Source organism: Pseudarthrobacter siccitolerans, from assembly GCF_001046895.1.
Lineage (GTDB): Bacteria > Actinomycetota > Actinomycetes > Actinomycetales > Micrococcaceae > Arthrobacter > Arthrobacter siccitolerans.
Window position 1 is genome coordinate 191,123 of the sequence record NZ_CAQI01000044.1, and the last position, 13,658, is coordinate 204,780.

The following is a 13,658-nucleotide window of genomic DNA, read 5'->3' on the forward strand; positions in this document are numbered from 1 at the left end:
GCCCGGCGGGGCAACTATGCCCTGCGTGTTGACGATCGTAGCGCTTGGGATACTCCCCTACGTGACGTTAACTGTACCCCAGGCGGCTGCCGGCCGCGCCCGCGTGCGTGTCTGCGTCAGGCGTGTCCGGCGGCCTGCATCTGGCGCAGTTCCTTCTTCAGCTCGCTGACCTCGTCCCTGATCCGCGCGGCAACCTCGAACTGTAGCTCGGCGGCTGCCCCGTGCATCTGCTCGGTCAGCTGCTCAATGAGGCCCACCAGATCCTCGGCCGGAGCGGCGGCCAGTCCGTCCGAACGCACCTGTGCCGCGCCTTTGGCTGCGGCCTTGCGCTTGCCTCCCTTGGCCAGCCGGTTGTTGTTGAGCAGCTCCTGCGTGTCCGCGTCTTCCCGGGCCAGCTGGTCGGTGATGTCGGCGATCTTCTTCCGCAGCGGCTGCGGGTCCACACCGTTCTCTTTGTTGTAGGCCACCTGGATGGCGCGGCGCCGGTTGGTTTCGTCGATGGCGTTCGCCATGGAATCGGTGATCCGGTCCGCGTACATGTGGACCTGGCCGGACACGTTGCGCGCCGCACGGCCGATGGTCTGGATCAGCGACGTCGAGGACCGGAGGAAGCCTTCCTTGTCCGCGTCCAGGATGCTGACGAGCGAGACTTCCGGCAGGTCAAGGCCTTCACGGAGCAGGTTGATGCCCACCAGCACGTCAAAGCTGCCCATGCGCAGTTCACGCAGCAGCTCCACGCGCCGCAGGGTATCGACGTCGGAGTGCAGGTATTCCACCTTGATGCCGTGTCCAAGGAGGTAGTCCGTGAGGTCCTCGGCCATGCGCTTGGTCAGCGTGGTGACCAGGACCCGCTCGTCCTTCTCCACCCTGGTCCGGATCTCGCCGAGGAGGTCGTCGATCTGGCCCTTGGTGGGTTTGACGATGACCTCGGGATCGATCAAACCGGTGGGGCGGATGATCTGCTGGACGTAACCGTCGGCCTTGCCCAGCTCGTACTTGCCAGGGGTGGCGGAAAGGTAGACGGTCTGCCCGATGCGTTCCAGGAACTCGTCCCACTTCAGCGGCCGGTTGTCCATGGCGGACGGCAGCCGGAAGCCGTGGTCCACCAGGGTGCGCTTGCGGGACATGTCCCCTTCATACATGGCCCCTATCTGCGGGATGGTGACGTGGGATTCGTCCACCACCAGCAGGAAGTCGTCCGGGAAGTAGTCAATGAGGCAGTGCGGGGCGGTTCCGCCGGCGCGGCCGTCGATGTGCCGTGAGTAGTTCTCGATGCCGTTGCAGAAGCCCATCTGCTGCATCATTTCGAGGTCGTAGGTGGTGCGCATCCGCAGGCGCTGCGCCTCCACCAGCTTGTTCTGCCCCTCCAGCACTGCCAGCCGGCTGGCCAGTTCGTCCTCGATGGACTTGATGGCGCGGGTCATCCGCTCGGGTCCGGCCACGTAGTGCGAGGCCGGGAAGACGTACATCTCGGTCTCTTCCCGGATCACTTCGCCCGTGACGGGGTGCAGGGTATAGATGTTCTCCACTTCGTCGCCGAAGAACTCGATCCGCAGGGCCAGTTCCTCGTACATGGGGATGATCTCGACGGTATCGCCGCGTACCCGGAAGGTCCCGCGGTGGAAGTCCATGTCGTTGCGGGAGTACTGCATGGAAACGAACTTGCGCAGCAGCGCATCCCGGTTCATTTCCTGGCCTCTGCGCAGTGTGACCATTCCGGCGATGTACTCTTCCGGCGTGCCCAAACCGTAGATGCAGGACACTGTGGCCACCACAATGACGTCCCGCCGGGTAAGCAGGGCGTTGGTGGCGGAGTGGCGCAGCCGTTCCACTTCCTCATTGATGGAGGAGTCCTTCTCGATGAAGGTGTCCGTCTGCGGCACGTAGGCTTCGGGCTGGTAGTAGTCGTAGTAGGAGACGAAGTACTCCACTGCGTTGTTGGGCAGCAGCTCCCGGAACTCGTTGGCCAGCTGCGCGGCGAGGGTTTTGTTCTGCACCATCACCAGGGTGGGCCGCTGCACCTGCTCGATGAGCCAGGCCGTGGTGGCGCTCTTGCCGGTACCGGTGGCACCCAGCAGGACCACGTCTTTTTCACCGTTATTAATGCGCTCCGTCAGCTCCGCAATCGCGGCGGGCTGGTCGCCCGCCGGCTTGAACTCGCTGATCACCTCGAAGGGTGCTACAACACGGTTGATCTCCTGCGCAAGGCTCATGGATCTAATCTACAACCGGGCACCGACACTGTACGGGCCAGTCCGTTACGGGCGAACAAGCAGGGCAGGTCCAAGGCAACGATTCGACGGCGGCGGGACGGTGCCCGGCGGGTCAGGAGCCGGACGACGGCGGCTGCCAGCCGGAGGCTTCGGCCCACCGTTCCAGGGCTTCTTCGGCGGCGGTGAACCAGTCTTCCTTCGCCTCCGCGTAACCTGCCGTGGACCGGTCACCGGAGTGGGCGGCCGCCAGCTGTCGCTTCAGCGCCAGATATTCCGCGGCAGCGGCGGGTTCGGCGCGGAGCCAGTCCCGGAAGCACAGGGCGAAGCGCCAGCCCGCGGAGCCTTCGGCCCGGACGTGGAGGTTGACGTCCCGCCCGGGGTCAGCATTGACGTGGAAGCGTTTTTGCCAGTCCCGGCGGTCTGGGCGGCTGCGTTTGGGGGTGTCGGCGGTGATGCCGGGAACCACGGGGAACCCGGCGGCGGCCAGAGCGGGAGCCAGGGCATCGGCGGCCTGAATGTCGGGCACGGTCAGCTGCAGGTCGATGACGTCCTTGGCCTCCAGGCCGGGAACCGACGTGGACCCGATATGGTCCAGCCGCACTGCGTCCCGCTGCTCCACGGGAAGGGCCTTGGCAATCCGGCTCATCAGCCGCTGAGCCTGCTGGGCCCACAGCGGATCCGCGGGCACCAGCACGGGACCTCCATGCCGGTTGGCGCGCGCTCCCGCCGCAAGGTTGCCGGCGAAGGGCACTAACCTCTGGTCCCAGAGCCGGTCCACCTGGTCCACCAGGTCCTGCAGGCTTTCGGAGTTATGCAGGACGACGTCGGCAGCGGCCAGCCGGTCCTCGCGGCTTGCCTGGGCTCCCATCCGTGAACGGGCAGCCTCCGCCGTCATCCCCCGATGGTCCAGCATCCGCTGCAGCCTGATGTCCTCCGGTGCGTCCACCACCACCACGAGGTGGAAGTCGCTGCCCTGCCCGGTCTCGACGAGGAGCGGAATGTCCTGCACCACCACGGCATCGTCTTGCGCTGCCGCAACGATGGCCGCAGCGCGCGACCGGACCAGCGGATGGACGATCCCGTTCAGGACCGCGAGGCGCTCCGGGTTTCCGAACACCAGGGCGCCCAGTTTCGGCCGGTCCAGGCGGCCATCCTGGTCGAGTACCCCGCCGCCAAACTCGGCGACGACCCGCGCAAGGCCTTCGGTGCCCGGCTCCACCACTTCCCGTGCCAGTGCATCAGCATCCACCAGCACCGCGCCGCGTTCCCTGAGCCGCGCCGCAGCGACTGACTTCCCTGATGCGATTCCGCCCGTCAACCCGATTTTCAGCACTCCACCACCCTAATCCCCACCGCTTCCCTGCCCTCGCAAGCTCGGGCCGGGGCCCTCGCGGCGTGGGCCCACCCACCGCTTCCCTGCCCTCGCAAGCTCGGGCCGGGGCCCTCGCGGCGTGGGCCCACCCACCGCTTCCCTGCCCTCGCGGCATGGCCCACCCGCCACAACTAGACTTGGGCGGGTGGAAGAGAACGAGAGCCGGGCTGCCAGCTACACCACACTGGTTCCCGGCCCTGACTTCCGCCACGAGATCGAGATCAAGCGCTCCAGGTTCATCACTGTCCTGCGCCGGGCAGGCACGGAAGAAGCCGCCCGGGACCTGGTGGCAGGCCTGCGCCGCGAGTTCCACGATGCCCGGCACCACTGCTCAGCCTTCATCATCGGCCCGGACCGGGACATCCAGCGTTCCAGTGATGACGGCGAACCGTCGGGAACAGCAGGGATCCCCATGCTTGAGGCACTGGCCAAGAGGGAAACGGCACCCGGCGCGGCCGACCTCAGCGACGTCAGCGCCGTCGTCGTGCGCTACTTTGGCGGGGTCCTGCTGGGGGCGGGCGGCCTGGTCCGCGCGTACTCGGAGTCCGTGTCCTCAGCGCTGGCGCTGGTGCCTATGGTGCGCCGGAGCCGGTTACGCATCTGCGCGGCGGACGTGCCGCACACTGCTGCGGGCCGGCTGGAAAACGACCTCCGCGCCGCCGGGTTCGTGATGGCCGAGACAAGCTACGCCGCCAGGCACACCGTCCTGCGGGTGGCCGTACCGGATAACACTGCGGCCATCGCCGGCGCCGCGGAGCGCCTCCAGCTGTTGAGCGCAGGCACCGCCGTCCTGACCCCCGAAGGAACGGAATGGGTGGATGTCCCGCTCTCCTGACGTATCCCTGGTAGACGTGGATGAAACGGTCCTGGAGCAGCTCCTGGACCTGGCCAAACGCGATGCCTCCCCGGACGAGGTGGCTCCCCCGCTCGGCGGGCCGGGCTGGAACCTGGAACGGACCGCATGGTTCATCAGCTACCACCGGGCGGCGTCAGAGGGACTGGACGGGGAAGCCAGCGAGAAGACCTGGGCCATCTTCACCGGCGGCAGCCCCGCCGGTTCCATTCGGCTTAAAAAGGTCGACTCCGGGAACGGCCGGAAAACAGCGGAAACCGGGATTTGGCTCGGCAGGAGCTTCCGCTCCCGAGGTATCGGAAGCGCCGCCCTGCGCCTTGTCCTGGCCGAGGCGCGCAAGGCCGGACTCACCGAGGTAGCAGCCCGCACCCTGGCCGGAAACATCGGGGCCCAGCGCATCCTGGCTGCGGCGGGGGCAACACTGACTCCGGACGAGGATGGAACGGTACGGGCCGTCGTCGTGCTCTAGAGGGAAGCCGCTGACCGGCGAAGAAGCTGGTTAAAACAACGGACCCCCTGCCCGAAGGCAGGGGGTCCGTTGTGTCAGCCCGGAAAGGGCCTGTGGCAATTAGTTGCCGGTCAGCTTCTCGCGGAGAGCAGCAAGTGCCTCGTCCGAAGCCAGGGTGCCGGCACCGGTGTCGGTGGCAGCAGGCTCGGAGGAGTAGCTGGTGGTGCCGGAGTCGCTGTCGCCGGACGTTGCAGCTGCAGCGTCGTCGGCAGCGTGCTGGGCAACCTGCTTCTTGTGTGCTTCCCAGCGGGTCTGGGCGTCAGCGTACTGCTGCTCCCAGGCTGCGCGCTGTGCTTCGTAGCCTTCGAGCCATTCGTTGGACTCGGGGTCGAAGCCCTCGGGGTACTTGTAGTTGCCCTCTTCGTCGTACTCTGCGGCCATGCCGTACAGAGCCGGATCGAATTCGGTGCTGTCGGCGTCGACGCCCTCGTTGGCCTGCTTGAGGGACAGCGAGATGCGGCGGCGTTCGAGGTCGATGTCGATGACCTTGACGAACAGTTCGTCGCCAACGGAGACAACCTGCTCTGCCAGCTCCACGTGGCGGACAGCCAGCTCGGAGATGTGGACCAGGCCTTCGATGCCGTCTTCGACGCGGACGAACGCACCGAACGGAACGAGCTTGGTGACCTTACCCGGAACAACCTGGCCGAGGGCGTGGGTGCGGGCGAAGGTCTGCCACGGGTCTTCCTGCGTAGCCTTGAGCGACAGGGAAACACGCTCGCGGTCCAGGTCCACCTCGAGAACCTCGACGGTGACTTCCTGGCCAACTTCGACAACCTCGGACGGGTGGTCGATGTGCTTCCAGGACAGCTCGGAAACGTGAACCAGGCCGTCTACGCCGCCAAGGTCCACGAAGGCACCGAAGTTGACGATGGAGGAAACGACGCCGGGACGGACCTGGCCCTTTTCCAGCTTGTTGAGGAAGGTGGAGCGGACCTCGGACTGGGTCTGCTCGAGCCATGCACGGCGGGACAGGACCACGTTGTTGCGGTTCTTGTCCAGCTCGATGATCTTGGCTTCGATCTGCTGGCCGATGTACGGAGCCAGGTCGCGCACACGGCGCATCTCGACGAGGGATGCGGGCAGGAAGCCGCGCAGGCCGATGTCGAGGATAAGACCACCCTTGACGACCTCGATGACGGTACCGGTGACAACACCGTCTTCTTCCTTGACCTTCTCGATGTCGCCCCAGGCACGCTCGTACTGAGCGCGCTTCTTGGAGAGGATCAGGCGGCCTTCTTTGTCTTCCTTGGTGAGCACCAGGGCTTCGACCTGATCGCCAACGGAGACGACGTCTCCGGGATCAACGTCGTGCTTGATGGAAAGCTCGCGGGAGGGGATGACACCTTCGGTCTTGTAACCGATGTCGAGCAGAACTTCGTCGCGGTCGACCTTGACGACGGTACCTTCGACGAGATCTCCGTCGTTGAAGTACTTGATGGTCGCGTCGACTGCTGCGAGGAAGTCCTCAGCGGTACCGATGTCGTTAATGGCGACTACGGGGGTACCGGGCTTCTCGGTGGAGGTGATGGTCATGTAGTAGGGGCTCCGTTGTGGATAGTTAGTCGGTCAGGTGACCACCACTTCCGGGTACTGACCTGGAGGCGGAGCGCGGCGGATTGCCGGGTCATCCTGATTGCGTGCGTTCAAATGCGAACCAAAGCGATGCACACGTAACACACGCCCGTTTATTCTAGTCGCTGCCCATTACACGGGTCAAAGCGGCCGCTTCTGCTTCCAGGGCAGGTCAGAAGTGGGTGAGGCAGTGCGTGGACCGTTCGACGGCAAACATCTGCCGCGCCTTCAGCGCCGAGCCCGGAGTGTCCTCCCCGATCCGGCCGGCCGCCGTCAGGGTGACCGGACAGACGGCGCCCAGATAGATGGAGGACAGGGAAGAGATGTCCAGGGACAGGTCCGCCGGGGAGCCTTCCGGGAGGCGTTCGACGGCGGCCTGGCCGCTGACAACATCCAGGGCGAACGTTCCTGCCGTGAGGCCGAGGGGATCGTTGACTTCGAGGACCAGCCGGCCGGCCGCCGGGTAGTGCCTGGCTTCGAGGGCCTTGCCGGCGTCGAGGATGCGGAGCCACAGCATGTCCCGGCTGTCCGAGGAAGCGATGCAGCGGGGATCGGTCAGCGCCCAGGCCAGTGGATCATCCAGCGGCGCCTCAGCCCAGGAGACGCGCTCCACCAGGTCGATGGCGGCGAGGAACTGCCATAGTTCCAGGTACGCGCTGTTTCCGGCCGCCACCAGGTCAACCACTTCCACGGTGTAGGGCTCGGTGTCCCACCCCAGGAATTTGTAGGAGACGTAGCCGTCCACCGTTCCGTCTTCCGAGTAGTGGAGGGCTACCTTGATGGCCGGGTCCTCCTTGCCGTCCCTGCCGAGCGACCCCGATGCCAGCTGGCGGTACCAGTCCTGCCGTCCGATGGACCCCGGGGTGAGCCTGTGCACGCGGCCGAACACCTCGGGGGCCACCTGCAGCAGCACCTTAGGGTCGGCGATCTCCACGCTGCCCACGGGCTGGTGCCGGAGGCTGAACCGCGCCGTGGTGTCCACCGAGACCTTGCGTTCGAAGCTGGCCACGCCATATCCGAACCGGCCGTAAATCGATCCTTCCGACGCGGTCAGTGCCGCCATCGCAATGCCGTCCTCCTGTGCGCGGCGCAGGTCCTCGCTCATCAGGCGGCGCAGGAGGCCGCGCCGGCGGTGCGGGGTACGGACGGTGACGGACGTGACGAGCTGGCTTTCCAGGGTCCTGCCGAAGCCGATGTTGAGGCTCTTCCGGAAGGTGGCAAAGGTGGCCACCGGAACGTCTGCCGGCAGCGACGACGGTGCCACCGCTCCCGTCTGGTACGCGCCGGTCAGCACGCGGCCGTCGGCTTCGTAGGTGGCCAGTGCCTTTGCCACATGCTCAGGCGTCCGGGTGGACTCGTGGAACCCGAAGGACACGGCCCGGGCCCAGGTGGCCGCCTCCGCGTAGCCGTCCTTGCCTTCGGATACCGCGGGGAAGCGCCGGATTTCATAGTTACCGCTCAGTTCAGCCACCCGACCGAGCCTAGCCAATGACTCCCCCGCCCCGCCACCAGCGACACGGCCCTTAGTGACCGGCGTCGTACCAGCTGGGACCCACGCCGATCTGGACTTCCAGCGGAACGCTGAGGTCCGCGGCGGCGGCCATCTGGTCGGTGACCAGCTTCTCCACTGCTTCCCGCTCCCCTGCGGCCACTTCCAGGACCAATTCGTCGTGGACCTGGAGCAGCATCCGTGACTTCAGTCCCTGCGACTGGATCTCCCCGTGCACGCCGAGCATGGCCCGCTTGATGATGTCCGCGGCCGAGCCCTGGATGGGGCTGTTCAGCGCGATCCGTTCGGCGTTTTCCCGGGCCTGCCGGTCCGTGCTGGTCAGGTCGGGCAGGTACCGGCGGCGTCCCTCGATGGTTGCCGTGTAGCCGTCCACGCGGGCCTGGTCCACCACGCCCCGCAGGTAGTCGCGGACCGCGCCGAACCGGTCGAAATAGTCCTTCATCAGTGTGCGGGCCTCATCCACGGAAATCTCCAGCTGCTTGGACAGCCCGAACGAGGTCAGCCCGTAGGCCAGGCCGTAGGACATGGCCTTCACCTTGGAGCGCATGGCGCTGGTGACTTCCTCGGTGGGCACGTGGAAGATGTTCGAGCCCACGAACCGGTGCAGGTCCTCGCCGTCCTTGTACGCCTGGATCAGGCCGGCGTCACCGGACAGGTGCGCCATAATGCGCATTTCGATCTGGGAGTAGTCCGCGGAGAGCAGGCACTCGTAGCCGTCGCTGACCACAAAGATCCCGCGGACGCGGCGGCCCTCCTCGCTGCGGATGGGGATGTTCTGCAGGTTGGGGTTGTTCGATGAGATCCGCCCCGTGGCCGCCACGTTCTGGGCGTAGGTGGTGTGGATCCGGCCGTCTTCCGCCACCGATTTCTTCAGCGACTCCAGCATCTGCCGCAGCTTGGCTGCCTCACGGTGGGCCATGAGCTGGACCAGGAACTCGTGGCCGGTTTTCTCCAGGAGGTTCTTCAGGGAGGCGGCATCGGTGGTGTAGCCGGACTTGATCTTTTTGGTCTTGGGCAGCTGGAGTTCCTCGAACAGCACGGTCTGCAGCTGCTTGGGCGAGCCGAGGTTCACCTCGTGGCCGATCGCCGCGAACGCCTGCTCCTGCGCGTTGTCGATGACCCTGGCCAGGTCTGCGATCTGCTCGTCCATCCGGGCCATATCGATGCCGATGCCCGCCAGCTCCATGTCGGCCAGTACACGGCTGACCGGGAGTTCGAGGGTGGACAGCAGTTCCTCGGCGCGGCGCTCCTTCAGTTCCGCTTCAAAGTAGCGGCTCAGTTCAAGGACCACGGCGGCGGCCTGCACCAGCGCGCCCGCGGCGGCTTCGTCGTCGCCGTCGAAGGACAGTTCCAGCTGGCCTGCCTTGGCGGTGGCGGCCGGGATGCCGACGTTGAGGTGGTGCTGGGCAAGTTCGGCGAGCTCGTAAGTGCGCCGGTCCGGCTCGATGAGGTAGCCGGAGATGGAGGTGTCGTCCACCACCCCGTCGAGCTCAAGTCCCCGGGAGGTCAGGGCTTTCAAGGCGGCTTTGAAGCCGTGCATCACTTTCGGCGATCCGGGGTCGCGGAGCCAGGCCGCCAGGACGTTTTCGGCGTCGGCGTCCTGGCCGGCGAGGTCGATGTAGGCCGCGGCGCCGTCGCGGACGATGGCCAGCCCGGCGGCGTCCTCGCCGATCCGGCCGGGAACCAGGTCCACGGCGAGGGCGGACCGCTGGCCGGCGCCCGCCGCCAGGAAGGCTTCCAGTTCCGCAGCGCCCGACGGCGTGATGAAGTCAGGCGTTTCGATGCTGGCGCGCTCCGGGGCGGGTGTGTCGTCGTCGCCATAGAGGGCGAAGAGCCGCCCGCGGATGGCTTTGAATTCGAGCTGGTCGAACAGGTCCTCAAGTGCTGCCTGGTCGGGGCGCGGCTCGTACAGGTCATCCAGGGTGACGGGAAGTTCCAGATCGGTGTGCAGCCGGTTCAGGCGGCGGTTCCGTTTGACCGCTTCCACGTTCTCGCGCAGAGCATCGCCCACTTTGCCGCCGATGGAATCCAAATTCTCCAGCACGCCTTCAAGGCCGCCGTAGAGGTTGATCCATTTGGCAGCCGTCTTGGGCCCCACGCCGGGCACGCCAGGAAGGTTGTCTGCCGTCTCCCCCACCAGCGCCGCGAGGTCCGAATACCGGGCCGGGCTGACGAAGTACTTTGCCTCAATGGCGGCGGCGTCCATCCTGGGGATGTCGCTGACACCCTTCTTCGGGTAGAGCACAAACACGTTGTCAGTGATCAGCTGGAACGCGTCCCGGTCGCCGGTGACCAGCAGGACCTCAAAGCCCGCCTTGTCGCCCATGGCTGCAAGGGTTGCCAGGATGTCGTCCGCCTCGTAACCGGGCATCTTGATGGTTTTGATGCCCCAGGCCTCCATGACCTGGCCGATGAGGTCGATCTGGTTGTTCATCTCCCGGGGCGTTTCGTTGCGGCCGCCCTTGTAGTCGCTGTAGTCGGCCTTGCGGTGGGTGGTTTCATCCGAGACGTCGAAGGCAACGGCAATGTGCGTGGGCTGCTGTTCCTTGATCAGGTTGATCAGCATGGACGTGAACCCGTGGATCGCATTGGTGTGCTGCCCGTTGGCGGTGGAGAACTTGTCCGCGGGCAGGGCAAAAAAGGCGCGGAAGGCCATGGAATGTCCATCCAGCACCAGCAGCCGCGGCTGGCCGGTGATGGGAACCACAGGGGCGGCAGTTGCTGATACCGATCCGCCGGCCTCTGCCGGGCCCTTGTCCTGATCTGCGATGTCCTGGAGGGCGGTTGAGCCCTGCGGGGCGTTGTGGTCCGGGAGGACACTGGACGGGAAAGGGGCCGGTTTGGTTGTTTCACTCACAGGTGCCAGCCTAGTTGCCATGATGGACAATTTCACGCCCGGCCCCTACGCCGGGGAGCTCACTGCCGCCGGAGTCCCGGAGCATCTTCACCGCTGGCTTGGCCAATTCGGTATTGGCGCGCTGGTGGTGAAAATGGGCATCCATTTCCTGGAGATGAGCCCGGAGCGGACGGTGGCAACCATGCCGGTGGAGGGCAACACCCAGGTGGCCGGAATCCTCCACGGCGGCGCCCATGTGGTGCTCGCGGAGACGCTGGGTTCGTTTGCGGCCGGAATGCACGCGGGTCCGGGCCGTCACGCGGTGGGCATCGAGGTCAGCGCCACCCATCACCGTTCCATCGCGGCGGGCACAGTGACCGGAACCTGCACGGCAATCCACCTGGGCCGGACGCTGGCAACGCACGAAATCGTGATGACGGATGAGCAGGGCCGCCGGCTTTCCACGGCCCGCATCACCAACATGCTCCGGGACAACGCGGCTCCGCCGCAGGTTTAACCGGCGCAACGGCTTTCGATAGGCTCAGCCACCGAAAAGAACAGACTCAACCACCGGTAGGGACGCTCAACTGTCAGCCGCGCTGCCGTTAAGCAGGTACCGCAGCTCGACGATGCCCCTCCCCATGGCGCGCGATGCAGTCAACTCAAGCGGCGGCGTCGGGCCCGCCAACGGTAAAAGGCGCTTGCCGTTGCCCAGGACCACCGGGATGACGGAGAGGATGAGTTCATCCAGCAGGCCGGCGTCGGCGAACTGGGCGGCGAGGTCGCCACCGCCCACAACCCAGACGTTCTTGCCCGCGGCATCGGCCCGAAAGTCCGCAATGAATTCGCTCACGTTCCCGCGCACGAAGGTAATATCCGCGCCGGCAGGCGCAGTGTGCTCGTGCCGGGTGAAGACATAACAGGGCGTCCCGGGATAGGGCCAGTTGTCCGCCTCGTGCTCCATGAGCCAGGCGTAGGTGGCGCCGCCCATCACGATGCAGCCAACACCAGCCATAAAAGCCTCGTAGCTTTCCATGCCGCCGTCGAAACCGTCGAACTGCAGGAGCCAGGCAAGGTCATCGGTGGGGGTGGCGATAAAACCGTCGAGGGACGCGGCGACAAAGTACTGGATCCGTGACATTGCTCCAGACTAGCCACTGGCCCCGGTCTGGCCAATGGGCACCCGCCGGCTCACACGGCCGGCAGGCGCTGATTCCCTGGTCTAGCCCGAGAAGTACGGAATGATCAGGTACAGGCCGAAGAGCACGGCCAGCCCGCAAAGACCGAAACAGGCGTAGGCGAGGGACTTTTTCAGGCCCGGGGAGGTCTGCTGCGCGTCGCCGGCGATGGCGGTAAGCCGGACGCCGAGCGAGTAGAGGACCACCACAGTTACTGCCGCTACCAGCGTGGCACCGGCCACGGTCAGCAGTTCCAACCATTTCATCGCTGGACATCCTTCGTTGTGATGGCGTCAGCTTCCGCGTCAGCCGGGCTTTCCGCCTTGGCCGGGGTTTCCGGTGCGGCTTCGGGGTTGGCTTTGGCCTTTGCCTTGGCTTTTGCCTTGGCTTCTGCTCGGGCGCGGGCCATCGCCTTCTTCTTGGCGAAGCGGACGGCCTGGCCGGCTTCCTCCACCTCGATGGCGTTGTGGTGGCCGACGGCGGACTTGCGTGAGTAGAAGAACATCAACAAAACGGCTGCAGTACCGGCAACAGCCGCAATCAGGACACCCACTACACCGGTCTTGACAAGCAGCGCAGTCAGCGCCCCCACAATGCCGGCTGCCGGAAGGGTAAAGAGCCAGCCCAGGGCGATCTTGCCCACCATGCTCCACCGCACGGTGGTTCCGCGGCGGCCCATGCCCGAACCGATGACCGAGCCGGACGCGACCTGTGTGGTGGAGAGGGCGAAGCCGAGGTGGGAGGATGCCAGGATGGCGGAGGCGGTGCTGGTTTCCGCGGCAAAGCCCTGGGCGGGCTTGACCTCGGTGAGGCCCGATCCCATGGTGCGGATGATGCGCCAGCCGCCGGCGTACGTGCCGATGGCAATGGCAAAGGCACAGGCGGCGATCACCCAGAACTGCGGACCGGACCCCGGAGTCTGCGTGCCGGCCGCAATCAGGACCAGGGTGATGATGCCCATCGTCTTCTGGGCATCATTGGTGCCGTGGGCAAGTGCAACCAGGCTGGATGTGAAGATCTGGCCGGTCCGGAAGCCGCCGCGCTTTTGCGTGAGCTTACTGCCGGTTTCGGGATCGTGCCGTGACGTCAGGGCGTAGGCGAGGCGGGTGCAGACGTAGGCAACGATGCCGGCGATGAGCGGTGCAAAGATCGCCGGCAGGATGACCTTCTGCATGAGGCCTTCGAGGTTAATGGAGTTGAAGCCGATGCCGGCAATGGCCGCACCGATCAGGCCGCCGAACAGGGCATGCGAGGAACTTGACGGGAGGCCCTTCAGCCACGTGATCATGTTCCACAGGATCGCTCCCATGAGGCCGGCAAAGATAATGTCCGGCGTGATCTGCACACCGTCGGAGCCTTCACGGATGATGCCGCCCGAGACCGTTTTCGCCACTTCCGTGGACAGGAAGGCGCCCACGAGGTTCAGGATCGCTGCGAGCGTTACGGCGGTCTTCGGTTTGATGGCACCGGTTGCGATGGGCGTGGCCATGGCATTCGCAGTGTCATGGAAACCGTTCGTGAAGTCGAAAAATAGTGCCAGTGCGATGACCAGCGCCACCATTAAGGTGATATCCACCTGTTGCCCAATCTGCAGAGTCGACGTTCAGCAGTTT

The 13,658-nt window shown here is 65.6% G+C and carries 11 protein-coding genes; 3 read left to right on the forward strand and 8 right to left on the reverse strand.

From position 1 onward, the window contains the following. Positions 1-116: 116 nt before the first annotated feature. Together uvrB and coaE are read right to left on the reverse strand one after the other, a co-directional pair. Positions 117-2,213 (reverse strand): excinuclease ABC subunit UvrB, encoded by a 2,097-nt coding sequence (gene uvrB, locus ARTSIC4J27_RS11655; RefSeq protein ID WP_050055361.1) that lies wholly within the window; start codon positions 2,211-2,213, stop codon positions 117-119. Positions 2,214-2,325: 112 nt separating this feature from the next. Further along, positions 2,326-3,546 (reverse strand): dephospho-CoA kinase, encoded by a 1,221-nt coding sequence (gene coaE / locus ARTSIC4J27_RS11660; RefSeq protein ID WP_050055362.1) that lies wholly within the window; start codon positions 3,544-3,546, stop codon positions 2,326-2,328. 184 nt (positions 3,547-3,730) lie between these two features. On the opposite strand from coaE, the gene ARTSIC4J27_RS11665 reads away from it, so the two are divergent. Both ARTSIC4J27_RS11665 and ARTSIC4J27_RS11670 read left to right on the forward strand, forming a co-directional pair. Continuing rightward, entirely contained in the window at positions 3,731-4,420 is a 690-nt protein-coding gene (locus ARTSIC4J27_RS11665) for an IMPACT family protein (protein WP_050055363.1), read from the forward strand. After that, positions 4,404-4,907 (forward strand): GNAT family N-acetyltransferase, encoded by a 504-nt coding sequence (locus ARTSIC4J27_RS11670; protein ID WP_050055364.1) that lies wholly within the window; start codon positions 4,404-4,406, stop codon positions 4,905-4,907. Before ARTSIC4J27_RS11665 ends, ARTSIC4J27_RS11670 begins: the two co-directional genes overlap by 17 nt. A gap of 99 nt (positions 4,908-5,006) precedes the next feature. On the opposite strand, the gene rpsA is transcribed toward ARTSIC4J27_RS11670, so the two are convergent. The 3 genes from rpsA to polA form a co-directional block, all read right to left on the reverse strand. Further along, complete coding sequence (rpsA, locus tag ARTSIC4J27_RS11675; protein ID WP_050055365.1) at positions 5,007-6,482, reverse strand: 30S ribosomal protein S1; 1,476 nt, start codon at positions 6,480-6,482, stop codon at positions 5,007-5,009. Between the two features lie 211 nt (positions 6,483-6,693). Then, positions 6,694-7,983, reverse strand: coding sequence for a GNAT family N-acetyltransferase (locus ARTSIC4J27_RS11680; RefSeq protein ID WP_050055593.1), 1,290 nt, complete (start codon positions 7,981-7,983; stop codon positions 6,694-6,696). Between the two features lie 61 nt (positions 7,984-8,044). Continuing rightward, complete coding sequence (gene polA, locus ARTSIC4J27_RS11685; RefSeq protein WP_407681130.1) at positions 8,045-10,738, reverse strand: DNA polymerase I; 2,694 nt, start codon at positions 10,736-10,738, stop codon at positions 8,045-8,047. 169 nt (positions 10,739-10,907) lie between these two features. Between polA and ARTSIC4J27_RS11690 the strand changes: the two genes are divergently transcribed. Next, positions 10,908-11,384, forward strand: coding sequence for a hotdog fold thioesterase (locus tag ARTSIC4J27_RS11690; RefSeq protein WP_050055366.1), 477 nt, complete (start codon positions 10,908-10,910; stop codon positions 11,382-11,384). 66 nt (positions 11,385-11,450) lie between these two features. Here ARTSIC4J27_RS11690 and ARTSIC4J27_RS11695 read toward each other — a convergent pair whose 3' ends face one another. The 3 genes from ARTSIC4J27_RS11695 to ARTSIC4J27_RS11705 all read right to left on the reverse strand — a co-directional run bounded on the left by ARTSIC4J27_RS11695 (position 11,451) and on the right by ARTSIC4J27_RS11705 (position 13,621). Next, complete coding sequence (locus ARTSIC4J27_RS11695) at positions 11,451-12,008, reverse strand: dihydrofolate reductase family protein (protein ID WP_050055367.1); 558 nt, start codon at positions 12,006-12,008, stop codon at positions 11,451-11,453. 81 nt (positions 12,009-12,089) lie between these two features. Further along, on the reverse strand, positions 12,090-12,311 hold the full coding sequence (locus tag ARTSIC4J27_RS11700) for a hypothetical protein (RefSeq protein WP_050055368.1): 222 nt from the start codon (positions 12,309-12,311) through the stop codon (positions 12,090-12,092). After that, complete coding sequence (locus ARTSIC4J27_RS11705) at positions 12,308-13,621, reverse strand: inorganic phosphate transporter (protein WP_050055369.1); 1,314 nt, start codon at positions 13,619-13,621, stop codon at positions 12,308-12,310. The genes ARTSIC4J27_RS11700 and ARTSIC4J27_RS11705 overlap by 4 nt, the downstream gene beginning before the upstream one ends. Between the last annotated feature and the right edge of the window lie 37 nt (positions 13,622-13,658).

Bases quoted from the DNA above. Each gene is read 5' to 3' on its own strand.
- uvrB (WP_050055361.1), bottom strand. From the start codon at position 2,213: ATGAGCCTTGCGCAGGAGATCAACCGTGTTGTAGCACCCTTCGAGGTG.
- ARTSIC4J27_RS11670 (WP_050055364.1), top strand. From the start codon at position 4,404: ATGTCCCGCTCTCCTGACGTATCCCTGGTAGACGTGGATGAAACGGTC.
- rpsA (WP_050055365.1), bottom strand. From the start codon at position 6,482: ATGACCATCACCTCCACCGAGAAGCCCGGTACCCCCGTAGTCGCCATT.
- ARTSIC4J27_RS11690 (WP_050055366.1), top strand. From the start codon at position 10,908: ATGATGGACAATTTCACGCCCGGCCCCTACGCCGGGGAGCTCACTGCC.
- ARTSIC4J27_RS11695 (WP_050055367.1), bottom strand. From the start codon at position 12,008: ATGTCACGGATCCAGTACTTTGTCGCCGCGTCCCTCGACGGTTTTATC.
- ARTSIC4J27_RS11700 (WP_050055368.1), bottom strand. From the start codon at position 12,311: ATGAAATGGTTGGAACTGCTGACCGTGGCCGGTGCCACGCTGGTAGCG.